Annotated in this window: 18 protein-coding genes and 1 pseudogene; 10 read left to right on the forward strand and 9 right to left on the reverse strand. The window is 66.1% G+C overall.

What is annotated here, in order from left to right; translation table 11 throughout:
- Together OKW41_RS17775 and OKW41_RS17780 are read right to left on the reverse strand one after the other, a co-directional pair.
- A partial coding sequence (locus OKW41_RS17775) for a phophatidylserine decarboxylase associated domain-containing protein (protein ID WP_429573449.1) occupies positions 1–1,269 on the reverse strand: 1,269 nt, incomplete at its 3' end.
- A gap of 28 nt (positions 1,270–1,297) precedes the next feature.
- Positions 1,298–1,471: pseudogene (locus tag OKW41_RS17780) on the reverse strand (NADPH-dependent FMN reductase); the annotation flags it as partial.
- A 202-nt stretch (positions 1,472–1,673) separates the two neighbouring features.
- Between OKW41_RS17780 and OKW41_RS17785 the strand changes: the two are divergent.
- Together OKW41_RS17785 and OKW41_RS17790 are read left to right on the forward strand one after the other, a co-directional pair.
- Positions 1,674–2,381: a PIG-L deacetylase family protein gene (locus OKW41_RS17785; protein ID WP_429574333.1), complete on the forward strand. Its 708-nt coding sequence runs from the start codon at positions 1,674–1,676 to the stop codon at positions 2,379–2,381.
- Between the two features lie 56 nt (positions 2,382–2,437).
- Complete coding sequence (locus OKW41_RS17790) at positions 2,438–3,370, forward strand: glycosyltransferase family 2 protein (protein WP_429573450.1); 933 nt, start codon at positions 2,438–2,440, stop codon at positions 3,368–3,370.
- Positions 3,371–3,401: 31 nt separating this feature from the next.
- On the opposite strand, the gene OKW41_RS17795 is transcribed toward OKW41_RS17790, so the two are convergent.
- Positions 3,402–6,095: an ATP-binding cassette domain-containing protein gene (locus OKW41_RS17795; protein WP_429573451.1), complete on the reverse strand. Its 2,694-nt coding sequence runs from the start codon at positions 6,093–6,095 to the stop codon at positions 3,402–3,404.
- Between the two features lie 378 nt (positions 6,096–6,473).
- On the opposite strand from OKW41_RS17795, the gene OKW41_RS17800 reads away from it, so the two are divergent.
- The 8 genes from OKW41_RS17800 (at position 6,474) to OKW41_RS17835 (ending at position 15,745) form a co-directional block, all read left to right on the forward strand.
- Positions 6,474–7,781 (forward strand): glycosyltransferase family 4 protein, encoded by a 1,308-nt coding sequence (locus OKW41_RS17800; RefSeq protein WP_429573452.1) that lies wholly within the window; start codon positions 6,474–6,476, stop codon positions 7,779–7,781.
- A 120-nt stretch (positions 7,782–7,901) separates the two neighbouring features.
- On the forward strand, positions 7,902–8,504 hold the full coding sequence (locus OKW41_RS17805; RefSeq protein ID WP_429447294.1) for a D-glycero-alpha-D-manno-heptose-1,7-bisphosphate 7-phosphatase: 603 nt from the start codon (positions 7,902–7,904) through the stop codon (positions 8,502–8,504).
- Complete coding sequence (waaF, locus tag OKW41_RS17810) at positions 8,501–9,742, forward strand: lipopolysaccharide heptosyltransferase II (protein WP_429573453.1); 1,242 nt, start codon at positions 8,501–8,503, stop codon at positions 9,740–9,742. Before OKW41_RS17805 ends, waaF begins: the two co-directional genes overlap by 4 nt.
- A 22-nt stretch (positions 9,743–9,764) precedes the next feature.
- Entirely contained in the window at positions 9,765–11,510 is a 1,746-nt protein-coding gene (locus tag OKW41_RS17815) for a carbamoyltransferase family protein (protein ID WP_429573454.1), read from the forward strand.
- A complete protein-coding gene (locus OKW41_RS17820) occupies positions 11,507–12,595 on the forward strand; it encodes a glycosyltransferase family 2 protein (RefSeq protein WP_429573455.1) in 1,089 nt (362 codons plus the stop codon). Before OKW41_RS17815 ends, OKW41_RS17820 begins: the two co-directional genes overlap by 4 nt.
- Positions 12,592–13,731 (forward strand): glycosyltransferase family 9 protein, encoded by a 1,140-nt coding sequence (locus OKW41_RS17825; RefSeq protein ID WP_429573456.1) that lies wholly within the window; start codon positions 12,592–12,594, stop codon positions 13,729–13,731. Before OKW41_RS17820 ends, OKW41_RS17825 begins: the two co-directional genes overlap by 4 nt.
- Entirely contained in the window at positions 13,721–14,677 is a 957-nt protein-coding gene (locus tag OKW41_RS17830) for a glycosyltransferase family 4 protein (RefSeq protein WP_429573457.1), read from the forward strand. The genes OKW41_RS17825 and OKW41_RS17830 overlap by 11 nt, the downstream gene beginning before the upstream one ends.
- 51 nt (positions 14,678–14,728) lie before the next feature.
- Entirely contained in the window at positions 14,729–15,745 is a 1,017-nt protein-coding gene (locus tag OKW41_RS17835; protein WP_429573458.1) for a UDP-glucuronic acid decarboxylase family protein, read from the forward strand.
- 91 nt (positions 15,746–15,836) lie between these two features.
- On the opposite strand, the gene OKW41_RS17840 is transcribed toward OKW41_RS17835, so the two are convergent.
- From OKW41_RS17840 to OKW41_RS17865, 6 genes are all read right to left on the reverse strand, one after another.
- Complete coding sequence (locus OKW41_RS17840; RefSeq protein ID WP_429573459.1) at positions 15,837–16,046, reverse strand: hypothetical protein; 210 nt, start codon at positions 16,044–16,046, stop codon at positions 15,837–15,839.
- Between the two features lie 265 nt (positions 16,047–16,311).
- Positions 16,312–16,569 carry a hypothetical protein gene (locus OKW41_RS17845; RefSeq protein WP_429447280.1) on the reverse strand — a complete coding sequence of 86 codons (258 nt, stop codon included), beginning with the start codon at positions 16,567–16,569 and terminating at the stop codon, positions 16,312–16,314.
- A gap of 265 nt (positions 16,570–16,834) precedes the next feature.
- The gene (locus OKW41_RS17850; RefSeq protein WP_429573460.1) at positions 16,835–17,446 is read right to left on the reverse strand and encodes a recombinase family protein; all 612 of its coding nucleotides are present in this window, start codon (positions 17,444–17,446) and stop codon (positions 16,835–16,837) included.
- A 71-nt stretch (positions 17,447–17,517) separates the two neighbouring features.
- On the reverse strand, positions 17,518–17,640 hold the full coding sequence (locus OKW41_RS17855; RefSeq protein ID WP_429447276.1) for a hypothetical protein: 123 nt from the start codon (positions 17,638–17,640) through the stop codon (positions 17,518–17,520).
- A 781-nt stretch (positions 17,641–18,421) separates the two neighbouring features.
- Positions 18,422–18,823, reverse strand: a complete 402-nt coding sequence (locus OKW41_RS17860) for a site-specific integrase (RefSeq protein WP_429447274.1) — start codon at positions 18,821–18,823, stop codon at positions 18,422–18,424.
- Positions 18,824–19,036: 213 nt separating this feature from the next.
- Positions 19,037–19,357 carry a hypothetical protein gene (locus OKW41_RS17865; RefSeq protein ID WP_429573461.1) on the reverse strand — a complete coding sequence of 107 codons (321 nt, stop codon included), beginning with the start codon at positions 19,355–19,357 and terminating at the stop codon, positions 19,037–19,039.
- Positions 19,358–19,532 lie beyond the last annotated feature (175 nt).

The raw sequence follows: 19,532 nt of genomic DNA on the forward strand, positions 1-19,532 counted from the left end.
CGACGACGCGTTGCGCGACGCGGCCCTCGCAACGGCCGCGTTGACCTCGATCGGTGGCTGCCTGTCGCCGAACGGCGGTTCCACGACGAAGCGGTCTATCACGCCCGGCTCGAACACCAGGCAGCAGGTCGATCCGCCGTACTGGAAAAACCCCAACTCATCGCCCTTTCTGACGCGCTGACCAGGCAACGCCTCGATCATGCACGACGACACGTCCGCCATGCCGACGAACACGCACGCCACCTGCCCCACCGCCGGATCGTCGCACTCGATCACGATCACCGCGCGCGCCGCCAGTGCCGTGATGTAGCCCTGAGAATCGTTGAGGCCGCTCGGGTCTTCGCCTTCGCTATCGGCGGTCGAATAGTAGCTGCCGTCCACCGCGTACGCGCGCGAGATCACGCCACTGACCGGCGCATGCCAGCGGTGGTAGTTGAACGCGCTCAGAAAGGCCTGATACACCGAGCCGCCCTCGAAGCGCCGCGCCAGTCCGCGCTCGCGCGAGCTCAGCATGTCTTCGAGCGAATACGGCTGCGACTTGATCCAGAACGTGTCGCGCAGCTTCACGCCGTGCTGCACGTTGTACGGCGTCGCCTCGCACGCGCTGACGATCAGCTTGTCGTTGTCCGGCTCCTCGATGGGCCGCATGCCGGGACGGAAGCGCCGTGTGAAAAAGTCGTTCCACGACGTAAAGCCCCAATACGGTTGCTCGGGATCGCACACGAATTGCGCGAGGCCGATCCGTTTGTCGGCCTCAGGGCTGAACCAGCCGTCGGGCGACGACGTATTTAAATGCGCGCGTGAATGCGGGCCGCTCAGGAAGCCACACCAGCAGTTCAGCACGTGCTTGAGTTGCGCGTTGAGCGCCGGGTCGCGAAACAGCGCATAGCCGGACGGCATGCACATCGGCCAGTCGAGCACCGCGTTCAGCGGACAATGAATCAGATCCGATTCGCTGAACGGCGGCGCGTAGGTCATCAGGTAATCGACGATCGTCATCAGCTCGTCGATCGATGTATAGCCGAGCACGTAGCCCGCCTGTTGCGCCTGAATGATGGCCCGCGTCATATCCATGCGCAGCACCGGATCGCCTTCGATCAGCGCCGCGAGTTCTTCAACGGCACGCGTGCGTGGCGCCGTGCGCGCACGTTCGCGTGCTTTGGCGACCAGCATGGTCCGGTAGCGCGTGAGATGCGCTTCCTCGCGCGGCAGCCATCCTCCAAGCCGCCGCCGTTGCGTGCGCGGGCTCGCCACTTCGTCGTTCGTCATGCTTCGCCCTTCTTAAGTGAATTGCGGATCATTTGGCGCGCGGAGTGCCGAGGCTTTCGCCCGGTTCCTTGCGCCCGCCGCGGATCTGCTCGACGCAACTCGCGACGGCTTCGGCCGCGTTGGCCACTTCCTGCTGCACGTCCTCGTCGCGATCGAGCGATTCATGGCTGGTCGCATAGGGCTCGTAATAGCCGATAAAACGCGTTCGTGAAACGCGTCGCGCGACATCGATTCGGTAACCTGACCTTTGCGAACTTCGACGGTGCGAACGTGGTCGGGCGGTTTTGCAGGGGGCTCATAGTTGAAGTGGCAAGCGATAGTAGAACCGCAATGGCAGCAAGTGCTATTCCCGCACCGACCCTTCGCGCACCGCGCCGGCGGAATGCAGCTTGCTAATTGCCGGTATGGAATCGAACCAGCGCTTGCTCGTCATCTCACCGCATCTCGACGATGCGGTCCTCAGCTGCGGACTGGTGATCGCCGCTCATCCCGGCACGGTCGTCTGCACAGTTTTCACCGCGCCGCCCGCCGACAACATGACGACCGATTGGGACCGCGCCGCCGGTTTCGCCGACGCGTTCGAAGCGATGCGGGCGCGTCAGGCGGAAGACCGGGAGGCGCTGGGGTTGCTGTCGGCGATTCCCATGCATCTGCAGTTTCGCGACGCGCAATACCACGCATCGCCTGATGCGGACGGGCTGATCACCGCGTTGAACCACGCTGTTTCCGAAACAAAACCCACGCTGATCGTGATGCCGTTGGGCCTGTTCCATTCGGATCACGTTCTCGTGTCCAATGCCTGTCTCGCCCTGATGCGGCGTCAGCCAGCCACTCCGTTCATCGCCTATGAAGATGTGCCCTACTGGCGCATGTCCGGCGTCGTGCAAGCGCGCCTGTCCGACCTCGCGAAGCGCGGCTACGCCGCTGACACGCCGCATGCGTTGGACGTGCCAGGCACCACGCAACACGAGCGCATGAAGCGCGCGGCACTCGACGCTTATCGCAGTCAATTGCGCGCATTCGGTCCCGAAGGACAGGCAAGCCTTTTTTCGTCCGAACGCTATTGGCAGCTTGGCCGCGACGAATCGGCTCCAGCTACGCAAAACGCGTGACGTACGGCACGAGGTTTGCTGCGTCGTCGCAGTCCAACGTTGAACGATTGCACAGCATGCAAACCAACGCCTCCCACCCGCGCATTTCGGTCGTCGTTCTCACGTATAACCGCGCGGGCGAATTGCTCACCACCTTGGAACGTCTGCTCGCGTTACCCGAGAACCCGCCGATCATCGTCGCCGACAACGGTTCCACCGACAACACGGTCGCACTCGTCTCAGCGCGCTATCCGAGCGTTCGCGTCGTCGAATGCAACGGCAATCTCGGCGCGGCAGGGCGCAACCACGCGGTCGCGTGCGTCGAGACCGACTATGTCGCGTTCTGCGATGACGACACCTGGTGGGGCCCGGGCTCGCTCGAACGCGCGGTGCAATTGCTCGATGCATGGCCGTGCGTCGGCGTGCTGAATGCGCGTGTCGCGGTCGGCGCGGACAACACGACGGATCCGACCTGCGCGTTGATGCGCGCAAGCCCGCTCGGCCGTGTCGGTCTGCCGGGGCCCTCCTTGATCGGCTATATGGCGGGCGCGTGCGTGTTTCGCGCGGCGCTGTATCGCGAGATCGGCGGCTATGAGCCGCGTCTTTTCATCGGCGGTGAGGAAGCACTCGTTTCGCTCGACGTGCTCGCGTCGGGACATGCGATCGTCTACTGCGAGCAGTTGACGCTCCATCACCATCCGTCGCCGGTGCGCGACAGCGCGTTGCGCCGTCGCATGCTCGCGCGCAACGCCGCGTGGGTCGCGTGGCTGCGTCTGCCGTTGGGCGAAGCGTTGAGCGCGACTCTGCGCGCCCTCGACGTATTCGCGCGGGAAGGCACGCTGATGCGCGACGGCACCGGATTGCTGGCCGGGCTGGCGTGGACCGTGCGAGAACGTCGGGTGGTCCCGCGGTCGATCCTCGCGATGCGCGACCGCGTGCGCGCCGCCGAGCGCAATCTCGAGGCGTCCGCAACGACGACTGTTGGTGGCAAGTTCGACGCGCCGATCTGAGACCTCGCTCAGACCTGAATCGCGCGCATCATTATCGCGGCAACGCCGTGTCCGTGCGCGACGGCGCCTGCGCGAGCCGCCGGATCGCGGCGATCAGTTCCGCGGGCGCCACGGGCTTGTGCAAGTGCGCGTCGAAACCCGCGGTGCGCGCACGCTGTTCGTCGAGTGCGTCCGTGTAGCCGGTCAGCGCGATCGCGGGCAGTGGGCTGCCCCGTATCGACGGCCGCCCGCCTTCCAGTGCGCGCAAACGGCTCAGCACGTCATAGCCATCTTCGCCGGCCAGCATCAGATCGCAGAGCAGCACGTGCGGCCATTGCGCCGGGTCCGTCGCGCGCAGCCAGTCCAGCGCTTCGGTGCCCGCTGCACATAGCCGTACGCGTGCGCCGCTCGTGCTCAGCACCGCTTCGAGCGCGTCGCGCGCTTCTTCCTGGTCGTCGATCGCGAGCACGAAGAGGCCATCGAGCGGAGCGGGCTCCGCCGAATCCGGCGCCGTGGACGCCGACGCCAGTGGCGGTTGCGCGTCCGCGACCGGCCGCAGCGGCAGCATCGCCACATAGGCGAGCCGCCCGTTCAGCGGCGTCAGCGTGAAGCTGCCGCCCACGGCCGCCAGCGCGCTTTCCATCTGCCGCGCCGCCGCCTGCGATAGCTCGGCCGGCTTGTCGCCCATGCCGAGCACGCTGAACCACACGTGATTGCCGTGCCGCTCCGCGCGCAACGCGATGCGCTGCCCCAGGCTCGCCTGCGCGATCTCATTGCGGCACAACTCGGCGATCAACGGTTGCAGCACGCTCGGATCGCCGGTCACCCGCAGCTCGTTGTCGGACGGCTCCGCGTAGACGACGACGCGCTGCTCGGCGATCTCGTCGTGCAATGCATCGATCACACCCGCCGTCAATGCGCTGACGCTGACCGATCGCGCGGTCAGCCGGCGCTGCGCGTGTTCGAGTTCACCCTGCTGCCATTGCAGCGACCACATCTTCGCGTACACGCCCTCGCGCGCGAGCAGTTCCCGATGCGTGCCCTGCTCGACCACCTGGCCGTGCTCCATCACCAGAATCCAGTCCGCGTCGACGACGGTAGAAAGTCGATGCGCGATCACGATCGAGGTGCGGCCTTGCGCGAGGCGCGTCAGCTCGGTCTGGATCGCGCGCTCGGAGCGCGTGTCGAGCGCCGAGGTCGCCTCGTCGAACACGATGATGCGCGGGTCCTTCAGAATCGCGCGCGCAATCGCGATGCGCTGCCGCTCGCCGCCCGATAGCCGCACGCCCCGCTCGCCGACGCGCGTGTCGTAATGGTCGGGCAAGCGCTCGATGAACTCGTCGAGCTGCGCCGCCCGCGCCGCCCGCACGACGTCCGCGCGCGTCGCCGACGGACGTCCATAGGCAATGTTGTAGGCGATCGTTTCATTGAACAGCACGGTGTCCTGCGGCACGATGCCGATGGCCTCGCGCAGACTGCGCTGCGTGACCATGCTGATGTCTTGCCCGTCGATGCGGATCATGCCGCGCTCGGGCCGATAGAGGCGAAACAGCAGCTTCACGAGCGTCGATTTGCCCGAGCCGCTGCCGCCGACCACCGCGAGCGTCTTGCCCGGATACGCGTGAAAGTCGACATCGCGCAGCACCTGACGCGTTGTGTCGTAGCCGAAATCGACGTGTTCGAACTCGATCAGCCCCGCGCCGACCTTCAGCGGCTGCGCGTCGCGCGCATCGATATCCTCGCCGACGCGGCCGCGCGCCGCCAGAATCACGAACATGCGCTCGACGTTGACGAGCGCGTCGTTGGTCTCTCGAAACACGAAGCCGAGCGTGTTCAGCGGCATGCAGATCTGGATCAGGTAGGCGTTCACCAGAATCAGATCGCCGACGCTCATGCTGCCGGCCACCACGTGCTGCGCGGCGAGCAGCATGACCGCCGCTACCCCGAGCGCGATCACCGCGCTCTGTCCCACGTGCAATGCGGTCAATGCGTTCTGGTTGGCGATGCGCGCGTGCACCCACTTCTCCAGCACGTTGCCGAGCCGTTGCGTCTCGCTCTCTTCGGTCGCGAAGTATTTGACCGTGTCGTAGTTCAGCAGACTGTCGACGAGCCGCCCGTCCGATTGCGCTTCGAGCAGATTGACCGCGCGCTGGAATGCGACGCGCCGCCGCGTGAACACGAACGTATAGCCCGCATACAGCACGAAGGTCACGACGATCGCGAGCATGAATTCGCGCGCGTAGCTATGCACCATGATCGCGACGATCACCGCGATCTCGAAGAAGGTCGGCACGATCGTAAACAGCGCGGTGCCGAGCAGAAAGCCGATGCCGTCGGCGCCTTTCTGCACGTCGCGCACGATCGCGCCAGTCTCGCGCCGCGCATGAAAGCGCGCGCTCAACCGATGCAGATGCGCGAAGGTCCGCTCGGTCAGCGCCGCGACCGTGCGTTGCACGACCATGCTGAACACGACGTCGCGCGCCTCGTTCAGCGCGTCGCCGAAAAATCGTAGCAGCGCATAGGCGAGCACGAGGAACACTGGAAACGCCACATGCGCGAGCGGATGGCTCAGTTCGTCGACGATGTGCTTCAGCGTGAGCGGCATCAGCACGGTCGCGAGCCGCGCGGCGATCATCAGCGCGAGCGCCCCGCTGGTCTGCCAGCGATAACGCCATACCGCATGCGCGAGATCGCCGACGATTCGGCGCGTCAGTTCGGAGCGAGGCGGCGGGGCGGAATTCGGCATGAGGTCGTGGTGGGGGCACCCGGAAGAAACGTCGCACAAGTGTGGCGTCGCGCAAGCGGCGCGCCCGGGCGCAAGCAAAAAAGGCGCTGGCTCCAGCCCTTTTCCGCGCACTTCTTACTTATTAAATGGGCGGGGTCCTTCGCCCATCCTAGTACCGGCGCGGCGCAAGCGGTTCGAAGTTACATGACCGTATGTAGAAACAGGGGACGCCACAGCGCTTCTCTACCCACGGAAAAGGGCACGCTACAGCGCTTCGTACGGTTCCGCGCGACGTTTGCGTCGTTTGTCCGCACCGCAGGATGCGAATGGCACACCACATGCTGTGCGCCGCTTACGAAAGTCAACATCAATTGCCGCTCATCGCAAGAAGGAATGCCAATGAAGATCGCCCTGATCAGCGAACACGCGTCGCCACTTGCTGTCGCCGGTGGCGTCGACAGCGGCGGACAGAACATCTACGTCGCGAACGTCGCGCGTCAACTGGTGGAAATGGGCCATCAGGTCGACGTGTTTACGCGCCGCGATCGCGCACTGCTGCCCGAGCGCGTCGACATGGACGGCGTGCGCGTGATTCATGTGCCCGCGGGACCGCCGCGGCAATTGCCAAAGGAACGACTGCTGCCGTTCATGGACGAGTTCGCCGCGTTTCTGAGCGCGTTCTTTCGCCGCGAACCGCAGTCCTACGACGTGATGCACGCGAACTTCTTCATGTCCGGCCTCGCCGCGCTGCAAGTGAAAGCTGCGCTCGGCGTGCCGCTGGTCACGACCTTTCACGCGCTCGGCCGCGTGCGGCGTATCCATCAGGGAACGGATGACGGCTTCCCCGACGAGCGCTTCGCGATCGAAGACGAACTGGTCGCAGGTTCGGACGTGCTCGTCGCCGAATGTCCGCAGGACGAAGCCGATCTGCTCGAACACTATCGCGCCGATCCAGCGCGCATCCAGATCGTGCCGTGCGGTTTCGATGCCGAGGAGTTCCTGCCCGTCGAGCGCGAAGCCGCCCGCGATGCGCTCGGCTGGCGCCAGCACGACTTCATCGTGCTGCAAGTGGGGCGGCTCGTGCAGCGCAAAGGCATCGACAATGTGGTGCGCGGCGTCGGCGTGCTGAAGCACACGTTCAACGCGTCGGCGCAGCTGTACATAGTCGGCGGCAATTCGGACGCGCCCAACGAAATCGCGACGCCGGAGATCGCGCGCCTGCGCGAGATCGCACGCGAATGCGGCGTCGCGGAGCAGACGAGCTTCGTCGGCCGGTGTGGTCGCCCGCGGCTGCGCTACTTCTACAGCGCCGCCGACGTGTTCGTGACGACGCCCTGGTACGAGCCGTTCGGCATCACGCCGATCGAGGCGATGGCCTGCGCGACGCCGGTGATCGGCGCCGATGTCGGCGGCATCCGCTATTCGATCCTCGATGGCGTGACCGGCTTTCTCGTGCCGCCGCGCGATCCGCATGCGCTCGCCGCGCGTCTCGACCGCTTGCGGCGCGACCCCGCGCTTGCGCGCCGGATGGGCGAAGCGGGCCTCGAACGGGCGCGGGCCGGCTTCACCTGGCGCGGCGTCAGCGATGCGCTCGCGCAAATCTATGCACGCGCGGCAAGGCTCGCACCGACCAAAACATCGCTCGACACCGCGTCCGAGCCGGCGCAGCTACCGCTGCGAGCAGCAGCCGGAGCGTCGTCCCGTTGACGACGGCGCACGCCGCGCGAACCCGCACGGTGTGCGCATTTGGAACACGCCGCGGCCGGTCCAGCGGCTGCGGCGCGCCTTTTTCCGACTTTTGACCCAAGCTCGCGCATACGAACCATCATGACGCTACCCGCTGTGTTCATCGACAAGGACGGCACGCTGCTCGAAGACGTGCCCTACAACGCCGATCCCGCGCTGATGCGTTTCGCGCCGGGCGCGCGCGAAGCGCTCGCGCTGCTCGCCGCGTACCCGTACGCGCTGTTCGTGATCAGCAATCAGTCCGGCATCGCGCTCGGCAAGTTCGAAGACAGAGCGCTGTTCGACGTCGAACGCCGGCTGCGGCAGATGTTCGCCGAGTGCGGCGCCACGCTCGCCGGCGCGTACTGGTGTCCGCATCACCCCGAGGGCAGCGTCGCGCGTTACGCGATCGTCTGCGACTGCCGCAAGCCCGCGCCCGGCATGCTGCTGCGCGCGGCCGAAGAGCATGAGCTCGATCTCGCCAACAGCTGGTTCATCGGCGACATTCTCGACGACGTCGAAGCGGGCAATCGCGCCGGCTGCCGTACGATCCTGCTTGACAACGGCCACGAGACCGAATGGCGAACCGGCCCGCAGCGCACGCCGAGCGCGCGCGCCGCCGGTCTCCACGAGGCCGCGCAACGCGTCGTATTGCACGGCCTGCCGCCGGGCACCGCGGCGCGCCGCAAGGAGGCGCCGCGGTGAACGCACCTCTGCCACTTGCGCCGCCCAGGCTGGCTCACGCGCGCGCGCCCGATACGTCGCAGCCGGTGTGCTGGGGCGGCGAGGTCAAACGGATTCTGTGCGTGCGCCTCGACAATCTGGGCGACGTGCTGATGACCACGCCCGCGTTGCACGCGCTGCGCGAGTCCGCCGATGACCGCCATATCACGCTGCTGGCGTCGCGCAGCGGCGTCGCGCTCGCGCCGTTTCTCGACGACGTCGATGATGTGATCGAATACGACGCGCCGTGGGTCGCGCCCGCGTCGACCGTGACGCGCGATCTGCTCGACGATCACCGCATGCAGCAGCGGCTGCGGCGCGGCGGCTTCGACGCGGCGGTGATTTTCACCGTCTATAGCCAGAGCCCGTTGCCGGCCGCGATGCTGTGCTATCTCGCGGGGATTCCGCGCCGCCTCGCGCATTGCCGTGAAAATCCGTACGCGCTGTTGACCGACTGGCTGCGCGAGCCGGAGCCGCAGCAGCACACACGGCACGAGGTGCAACGCCAGCTCGATCTGGTGCATCACGTCGGCGCGCAGACGGGCGACACCGGCATGCGCTTTCGCGTGCCGCCGGCCGCGCGCCAGTCGCTCGACGCGAAACTGAGGACGCTCGGCATCTGCCGCCACACCGAGTGCCTCGTGCTGCATCCAGGTGCGACCGCTGCGTCGCGCCGCTATCCGCCCGAGCGCTTCGGCGAGGTCGCCACGCAGCTCGCGCGCGAAACCGGCGCCTCGGTGCTCGTGACCGGCGGCGCGAGCGAGCGAGCGCTCGTCGAGACCGTGATGCGCACGGCCGCGCCCGGCGCGCGCGCGCAGCTATACGACCTGAGCGGTGCGCTGACGCTCGCCGAACTCGCCGCGCTGCTCGAACGCGCGAGCGTGCTCGTGTCCAACAACAGCGGACCCGTGCATGTCGCGTCCGCGCTCGGCACGCCGGTCGTCGATCTTTACGCGCTGACCAACCCGCAGCACACGCCGTGGCAAACGCCGCAACGCGTGCTGTATCGCGACGTCGAATGCCGCTGGTGCTATCGCAGCGTGTGTCCGCACGGGCATCACGCCTGCCTGCTCGGCGTTCCGACCGACGAGGTCGTGCACGCGGCACTCGAATTGCGGCAAGCGCATGCGCATGCGCCGCGTCGTGGTGTATCGGAGCGCGCCGGTCACGCCGAAAACACGAGCACGCCGTCGCTGATCGATCAGCCAACCGTCCGCTGAACCCACTTCCACTGCTAATGCCATGTACACACTCGGAATCAATGCGGTCTATCACGACAGCGCCGCCGCGCTGCTGCGCGACGGCGTGGTGCTCGCCGCCGCCGAAGACGAACGCTTCACGCACGTCAAGCACGCGAAACGTCCGGTGCCGTTCTCGACCTGGCAGCTCCCGTTCGATGCGATCGACTACTGCCTGAAGGCCGCCGGCATTACGCTCGCCGCGATCGATCGCGTCGCTTACTCGTACGACCCCACGCTATTCGGCGGCATGCCGAAGATGCCGGGCGCGACGATCGAGCTGCCGTTCGATCCGGCCGGCACGCGCCCGGACAACCCGTCCGCGTCGCCGTGGGACCCGCTGTTCCTCAGCTATATCGCCAACGCGAAGGGCCAACTGCTCGACGGCGCGCCGCATCATCTGCGCAAGCGCTTCCAGGGCGTGGACCGCGAGCACGGCTTCGCATGGCACTTCGTCGAGCACCATCTCGCGCACGAGGCGAGCGCGTTTCTCGCCGCGCCGTTCGACGACACCGCCGTGCTGACGATGGACGGCCGCGGCGAGGGCGTGACGACCAGCATGGGGCAATTCGTCGGCGGCGAGTACAAGCGTCTGAAACAGGTCGAGCTGCCGCACTCGCTCGGGCTGCTGTACGAAGAGGTCACCGACTGGCTCGGCTTCCTGCACTCGTCGGACGAGTACAAGGTGATGGCGCTCGCGTCGTACGGCAAGCCGGCTTATGTCGAGGTGTTCCGCGAGATCGTCCGCTATCGGCAGGACGGCAGCTATACCGTCGACGCTCCGCGGCTGACCGAACGCTTCGGTCCCGCGCGCGAACGCGGCGGGCCGCTCGAACAACGCCATTTCGATATCGCCAATTCGTTGCAGCGCGTGCTCGAGGAGACCGTGCTGGAACTCGCGCACTGGCTGCATCGGCAGACCGACTTGAGCCGGCTCTGCATGGCGGGCGGCGTCGCGCTGAACTGCGTGATGAACTCGAAGGTGCGCGACGCCGGGCCATTCAGCGAAGTGTGGGTGCAACCGGCGGCCGGCGACGCTGGCACCGCGCTTGGCGCGGCACTGTGGACCGACTATCGCGAGCGTGCCGCGCGCGGCGACCGCGAACGTCACTGGAGAATGGATCATGCGTATCTCGGGCCCGAATACAGCGAAGCGGAAATCGAGCAGTTCCTGCGCTGGTCGAAAGTACCGTACCGGCGACTCGCCGATATCGCCGGCGAGACCGCCGATCTGCTCGCGCAAGGCAAGGTGATCGGCTGGTATCAGGGGCGCACCGAATTCGGGCCGCGCGCGCTCGGCGCGCGCTCGATCCTCGCGTCGCCGGTCGATCCGCGAATGCAGGCGAAGCTCAACGAGATCAAGGATCGCGAGGACTTCCGCCCGGTCGCGCCGGTCGTGATGGAAGAGGAAGCCAACGAATGGTTCGTGAACGGCCAAACCGCGCCGTTCATGCTATTCGTGTTCGACGTGCGCGCCGACAAGGCCGCGCGTATTCCGGCCGTGCGGCATGTGGACGGCACCGCGCGCGTGCAGACCATCAACCGCGCGCAGCAGCCGCTGTACTACGACTTGCTGGCGGCGTTCAAGCAGCGCACGGGCGTGCCGATTCTCGTCAATACGTCGTTCAACACGCGCGGCGAGCCGATGGTGAATTCGCCGCGCGACGCGGTCGAGTCGTTCTGGACCTCGCCGCTCGACGCGCTCGTGATCGGCCCGTTCCTCGTCGACAAGGCGGGGGGCCGCGCATGAACGCCTCGGTCATGTGTCCGTCGCCCCTGCATGGCGGCGTGGCCGCGCGCTACAGCAGCGAAGATGCCGAGGAAACCGGCCGCACGTTGCGCACGCAGTCGTGGCCCGACGTGTCGGTGGTGGTGCCCACCTACCGCCGTCCCGCGATGCTCGCGAACTGCCTTGCCGCGCTATGCGCGCAGCAGTTCACGCCGCACCGCTACGAGATCGTGGTCTGCGACGACGGTCCCGGCGACGCCACGCGCGCCTGCGTCGAACGATTCGCACGCGAGAAGGCGCCGCGCGGGCTGGAACTGCACTATCTCCCGGTCACGCGCACCCAGGGGCCGGCCGGCGCGCGCAACGCGGGCTGGCAGTATGCGCGCGCTTCGCTGATCGCCTTCACCGACGACGACACGCTGCCCGATCCGCACTGGCTGACGGCTGGCGTCGCGGCGCTCGCGCAAGGCGCGACGGCGGCCGCCGGCACGATCGTCGTGCCGCTGCCCTCGCCGCCCGATCTACCGACCGATTACGAAGCCGACGCGAGCGGCCTCGCGCGCGCCGAATTCGCGACCGCGAACGTGTTCGTCACGCGTGCGGCGCTCGTCGCGACCGGCGGCTTCGACGAACGGTTCACGTCGGCGTGGCGCGAGGATTCGGACCTGCAGTTCACGCTGCTTACCGCGGGCGGCCAGATCGTGCGCGCCCGCGACGCGGTGGTCGTGCATCCGGTGCGGCCCGCGCGCTGGGGCGTCAGCATCGCGCAGCAGAAAAAGAGCCAGTTCGATGCGCTGCTTTATCGCAAGCATCCCGAACTGTTTCGAACGCGCATCCGCTCGCGGCCGCCGCTACTGTACTACGCGATTCTCTCCGCCGCGTTGCTGGCGATCGGCGGTTCGTTCGCGGATCAGCCGATGCTCGCGGGCGCGGGTTTGATCGCGTGGTGCGGATTGACCGGCTATTTCTGCGCGCGCCGGCTGCGCGGGCGCAACCATGGCTGGCGTCACGTCGCCGAAATGCTCTGGACGTCGATCCCCATTCCGTTTCTATCGATCTACTGGCGGCTCTATGGCGCCATCCGTTTCAAGGTGTTCTTTCCATGACCCCACCCTCGCTGCTGGCGGCGCTCGCGCCGCGCCGTATCGCCGTATTTCGCGCGCTGCAGCTCGGCGACATGCTGTGCGCGGTGCCCGCCTTGCGCGCACTGCGCGCGGCCGCGCCGGATGCGCATATCGCGCTGATCGGACTGCCGTGGGCACGCGCGTTCGTCGAGCGCTATGCGGCGCTCGTCGACGAGCTGATCGTGTTTCCGGGCGCGGTCGGTTTTCCCGAGCAGCCAGAATCGAACGATGGCTTGCCCGCGTTCTTCGCGCGGATGCGCGAGCGGCGTTTCGATCTGGCGATCCAGCTGCACGGCAGCGGCGGCATCGCCAACCATCTGCTGCATCAACTCGGCGCGTGTGCCGACGCCGGCTTCGTGCAGCCCGACGAGGTACCGCGCGAGGGTTGCTTCATCGATTGGCCCGATGCGCTGCCGGAGCCCGAGCGCTATCTCGCGCTGATGAGCGCACTCGGCGCGCCGGCGCACGACCGGCGTCTGACGTTCCCGCTCACCGAGCTCGACCTCGACGAGTACACCGCGCTGCGCACGCATCACGGCATCGAAGACGAGCGGCTCGTGCTGGTTCACCCCGGTTCGCAATTGCCGTCGCGCCGCTGGCCCGCCGAGCGCTTCGCGGCCGTCGCCGACCACCTCGCCGCCGACGGCTGGCAGATCGCGATCACCGGCACGGCCGCCGAAGCGCCGCTGACCTGCGCGGTGCTCGGCGCGATGAGCGCGCCCGCGCTGCATCTGGCGGGTGCGACGTCGCTCGGCGGACTCGCCGCGCTGGTCGCGCATGCGCGGCTCGTGGTCTGCAACGACACCGGCATCTCGCACATCGCCGCGGCGATGGCGAGCGCGTCGGTCGTGATCGCATGCGGCAGCGACACGCGGCGCTGGGCGCCGCTCGATCATGCGCGGCATCGCGTGCTGGCCGACTATCCGGCGTGCCGGCCGTGCATGTTCCGCGACTGCCCATACGGTCATCCGTGCGCGCTGAACGTGCAGGTCGAACAGGTGGTCGAGACCGCCCGCGAGCAGCTTGCGCGCGCGCCCGGCGCGCAACCAGGCGCGCCCTGCAGCCTGCATGAGGGGACCGTTTCGCTGTCTTTCGAGGACCTGCACCATGTTGCGTAATTGCCGCCGGCTGCGCGTGCTGACCTGGCACGTGCACGGCAACTACATGTATTACCTGAGCCAGACGCCGCACGATTTCTATCTGGTGACGAGACCCGGTCATCCGCCCGGCTATGCCGGCAAGGTCGGCGTATTGCCGTGGGGCGACAACGTGCACGAGATCGCAATCGACGACGTGGCCAACCACGAGTTCGACGTGGTGCTGTACCAGCATCGCGCCCACTGGAACCACGACCGCGAGCGCGTGCTGAGCACCGCGCAGCAACGTCTGCCACGCGTCTATGTCGAGCACGACCCGCCGCAGGAAAACCCGTTCGAGCAATGGCATTGGGTCGACGATCCCGGAACGCTGCTGGTCCACGTCACGCACTTCAACCAGCTGATGTGGGACAGCGGCGTCACGCCGACGCGCGTGATCGAACATGGCGTCGTGGTGCCCGACGGCGTGCGCTACAGCGGCGAACTGCAGCGCGGCATCGTGGTCGTCAATCATCTCGCGCAGCGCGGCCGGCGCCTCGGCGCGGATGTCTTCAGCGAAACGCGCACGCGCGTGCCGCTCGATCTGGTCGGCATGGACGCACAGCGGCTGGACGGCATCGGTGAAATCGGCAACCTCGATCTGGCCGCGTTCAGCGCGCGCTACCGCTTCTTTTTCAATCCGATCCGCTGGACCAGCCTCGGCCTCGCGATCGTCGAGGCGATGACGATCGGCATGCCGATCGTCGGTCTCGCTACGGCCGAGCTCGCCACCGTGATCCGCAACGGCGAAAACGGCTTCGTGCATACCGACGTCGACGCGCTCGTCGACGCCATGCTCGGGCTGCTGCGCGATCCCGGCGAAGCGCGGCGGCTCGGCGAAGGCGCGCGGCGCACGGCGCTCGAACGCTTTCATATCGACCGTTTCGCGCAGGACTGGCACGACGCGCTGCTGCACGTCACGGCGTGATGCCACGCTGCTTTTCAACGTTCATGCGGTCCAACCACAGGATCACGCACCATGAAAGAACTTACCCGCAAGCGCATTCTGGTCACCGGCGGCGCCGGCTTTCTCGGCTCGCACCTGTGCGAACGGCTCGTCGCGCAAGGACACGACGTGCTATGCGTCGACAACTTCTATACCGGTACAAAGGACAACATCGCGCATCTGCTCGACTGCGCGAACTTCGAACTGATGCGTCACGACGTTACGTTCCCGTTGTATGTGGAAGTCGATGAAATTTATAACCTCGCGTGCCCCGCGTCACCGATCCACTACCAGCACGATCCGGTGCAGACTACGAAGACCAGCGTGCACGGCGCGATCAATATGCTCGGGCTCGCCAAACGCATGAAAGCGCGGATTTTCCAGGCGTCGACGAGCGAGGTGTATGGCGACGCGCTCGTCCATCCGCAGAAAGAAGACTACTGGGGCCACGTGAATCCGATCGGTCCGCGCTCGTGCTACGACGAAGGCAAGCGCTGCGCGGAAACGCTGTTCATGGACTATCGCCGCCAGCATGGTCTGTCGATCCGCATCGCGCGCATCTTCAACACCTACGGTCCGCGCATGCATCCGTCCGACGGCCGGGTGGTGTCGAACTTCATGATGCAGGCGCTGCGCGGCGAGCCGCTGACCGTCTATGGCGACGGCTCGCAGACGCGTTCGTTCTGCTATGTCGACGACATGATCGACGCCTTCATCCTGCTGATGAACAGCGCCGACGATCCAGGCGGCCCGGTCAACCTGGGCAATCCGCACGAAGTGTCGATGCGCGAGGTCGCGCGGCGCATCGTCGCGGTGACCGGCTCCGCGTCGCCGCTCGAATCACAGCCGCTGCCGGCCGACGATCCGTGGCATCGACAGCCGGACATCTCGTTGGCGACAAAACTGCTCGGCTGGCAGCCGGGCACGTCGCTTGACGAAGGGCTACCGCGCACCGCGCGTTATTTCCGCGCGCGCATCGAGGCGAGTCAGCAGACGCCGCCGAGTGCGGGCACGGACGGCGCCGGAGTCACGTCCGCTCGCCTTCATTGAGCCAGCGGCGCAGCGCTGCCGCCGTCGCGGCGCCGTTCTTCACGCGATCACGGCGGCCCCTCGCCGCCCGTCGCGCCATCCACCTGTCCCGTCACATAGCTCGCGCGCGAACGCGGTCGCCGCCGCGCGGCCGATGCCGGAATCGCCGCCGGTGATCAGCGGTGCCCGCGAAGGCAGCGGCCAGCCCAGCCGCGGCGCTTTGCACCATCTTGCGGTGCGTTTGCGACACGTGGTCCGCGGGCGTGTCGTTTTCCGCTTGCGACTCGCGATCCGGCGCGCTCGTCGATCGATCGTTGGACATCGGCTTCTCCTTCATCGAGCTGCCGACGACCGAGCAAGGCATCTACCCTTCAATGCGTTTCATTTCCGACGCTTGCGTAAGCAGGCGTGGCGCGCGCCATACCGTTGAAAGCGGGCGGCCTTGCAAACCTCGCGACGCGCAAAAAAAGAAGCGGCCACCAGGGCCGCTTGGGGAGCAGTGCCATGAAGGCCGCTCAAAAGCCGTGCCGCGAAGGGCGAGTGCGCAATGGCATAGGGTAAAGCTCTGGCGCAGCGGTCTTGCGCATTCAGGAGGAACGGATGGTCGACTCAGTGTCGGTCGCCAGCACGGTCATCGGTCCCGAGCTCAACGCGGCCGAGATAATCGCGAGGCGATCCGCAGGGCAATCGACCAGATCGACGCTCAGCGACTCGCGTCCGCCCGCGTTGTTCACGTGGGCGGACCAGCCGCACACTTGCGCACGATGTTCGATCAGGCTTTTCCAGACCTCGACGACTCGCAGTGATCCCGGGCTTGCATAAACAGTCAGACGTTTTACGTTCATGGCGTTCACACGGCATCGCGCCGCGCCTCGGATTCGGATCTCAGGCATTGATATGGTTTGTTGTACGTTGAGGTTAGACGTATGAACTTTCAAAGCAAAGCAGATGCCCCTGACCGTAACAATTACGTTACGGACAGGAGCATCTGCGCACATGTCAGAACGGAATGGCGCGTTTCACGCGATGAGTCGTGCGAAACGCGCCGCGCGGGCTGCACGATCAGCGATGCGGTAAGAAGGTGACGCAAACGGCTCCGGCACGCAATTTCTACACGGCTGGCGTGTCCGCGCGAATGCGCATCACGGTCTGACGCGACGTGCCGAAGCGCCGCGCGACCTCGCTGACCGACTGTCCTCTGCCGAGCGATTGCAGCACGCGTTGACGCTGCTGCTCGGAAAGCGACGGCGGCCTGCCCGTATGCTTGCCGCTCGCGCGAACGGCCGCAAGACTGTCGCGGCTGCGCAGGCTGCGGCACGCGGCGTCGAGCCGCACCAGCGCGCGCAATGCCTTCACCGCCGAGGGCTCGGGGCGCCCGGCCAGATCGGGGTGGCCGACTTCGACGCACCGCAGCGCCACGCCGGCCTTCCGGCACTGCATCACGGTGGCGAGGATGTCGCGCGCGTTGCAGCCCAGCGCGGCCAGCTCGAGCACGACGAGCGTGTCGCGCGGCGCGAGTCGTCGGATCAGACTCTGCAGCTCGGGGCGGTCGCGCGCCTGCGCATAGGTCGGCAGATCTTCGACCACGACCCGCGCGAGCGTGACCATGTAGCCGGCCTTGTCGAGCCGGATCAGCGCCTGCTCATGCCGAACCGCATCGTGCGCGCCGAACAGATAGATGTGTAGTTTTTCCACTTCGCCTTCGTAGTCACGATCCGCCATTAGCGGCGCTGTTACGTCGGGGTTCCGGTTTTTCGAGCGACGACGCCTGGACACGCCGTCACTCATCGCGCTCAGGGCTGCCGCTGGCCGCCCTGATGCGTCGGAGGAGTCTGGTTCTGTTGCTGCTGTCCGCTGTCGCGGCCGGGCTGCGCCGGATTCGACGGCTGACGATTCGAGTTCTTGTCCAAAGTCATGACGCTCTCCTATGTGAGATTGCGGGTGACCGTGGCTAACCGCGGCCATCGTGATCAACCCGCAACCAGCGTTCCCGGTCCTGCCCGCGCCAGAGCGTTGCGGCGCGGGCATGCAAGCGCCAGGCTATGACGCTTCCGCTGGCGATGCAAGCAGCCCGGTGGAGGAATTTTCAAAGTGTATCAATCGCGTTGAACGTCCAATACGGTTGGCGTCGGTATTGGCGCGATTGAACTGTCATTGCGTGGGCGGTGGAGGCGCGGCAAGTGACGGCCGCGTGTCGGGGAACCGCAATCGGGGAACCGCAATCGGGGATGACCGCGGAATCCGTCTGACGGGAAGGCATGTGGCGCCCTGCTCAAAGCTCGGCGACAGAGCGGCCGCAGATACGAGCCGACGCGAAGAACGCGACGGCTCGCTCGCCTCATTACTGAAGCCGGCTGCGCAGCGTCTTCGCGGCGGCGAACATGTTCGTGAGCGCGGGAATCACTTCCGCCCACTGACGCGTTTTCGTCCAGCTCGCGCATCGTCATCGTTATCCGTTCTATTACTACCATCGAAGCTTCCCGTGCCGGACAACCGGCGGCCGGGCTGACGCCCTTCCCTTGTGGGCATTATGCGGTGACAACATCGCTTCGTTTTACGCATCCGGACCGAGGTGCATGACTTCAGCAGCCCGCATCCCGGTCCTGGCGAGCAACAATATGATTGCTGTGTTCCGCAGCGGCTGAAACGTAGCAGCGTCGACCCGCACTTGATTGAGCCGTTCCACATCATCGTTCGTCAGGCTGGCTGGAAGCGTCGCGTGACGCCATCTCGGATTCGAGGTAGTGCTTCCTCGAGACCGGACGGCACAAGACCCATCGCGGTGAGAAACCGCAGCATCGCGCGCAGCGCGACGATTGGCGAATTCGATGGTCGGCGCCTCTTGCTCGAAAGTTCGCGGTGCAGATATCCGCGGAGATCTTCGATTGACAGGTCTTGCCAATTCGGTGGGTCGTCGCAGCACCAGACGTCCTGGAAGCCTCGGACAAACCGGCCGTACTTCCGGCGGGTGCCCTCTGCGAGGCCCTTGACGGTGCCCAGATACGCGTCAAACTCGCTGAGGAATTCGGCCGCGCACGAAATCGAACGTGCGCGCGTCGCGGTACGTTGCTTGCCGCACGTCAGTTCAGACTGTGCCATGAACTTCTCCTTACCGGCCACCACGACCGGTAGGAAAAGTGCAGGATGATGCGAACTGTTGCAACCCGGTTCGGTTCGCGCGATCCCGCCTGCAAAATGGCGGTAGCGCCGTCGTCTGCATGGCGCTTCGCCTGATTTCCCGTCGGGGGTAATCGTGAATATCTTAAGCTTCAGATATTAACGAATCCCGGCCGACCCTCGATACCTCTTCTCTCAGATCCCCTGCAACGCGATATCGCCCAATACACCGAAAAGCAGCCCGGCCAGACGCCCACACCATGCCGCGTAATGCGTGCCCTCATGACCGGGCAAGCCAGCCTGACGTGCCACGAAACGACTGCATAGCGATGGCACGAACAGTGCGGCCAACGCCGCCACGCCTGTCGCCATCACCAGTTCAAAAACCAACGGCAGCGGTGCTAGCTGCTGCGTGTCAGGCAGGAAGTAGCACACTGCATCCATCGCACAGCAGGCGATCACCCAACTGCCGAGGACGTTGCCTATGAATCGGTCTCTATGTGCTGCCACCCTCATAGCCCTTTCCTTCAGTTTCGTTCCCAGCGCGAGGTGCTTGCGGCTGGCCGAGACAGCAGCCCAATGTTCATGCGTCACACGCCCGGGCAAATACGACGGCTGATCGGACCGAGCACTCGTGAGCATCTGGGTTGGCCGCCGGATATCCGGACTTTCTATCTGCAGTCGTCGCACA

Origin of the sequence: Paraburkholderia sp. UCT70 (genome assembly GCF_050434085.1) — a bacterium.
Lineage (GTDB): Bacteria > Pseudomonadota > Gammaproteobacteria > Burkholderiales > Burkholderiaceae > Paraburkholderia > Paraburkholderia tuberum.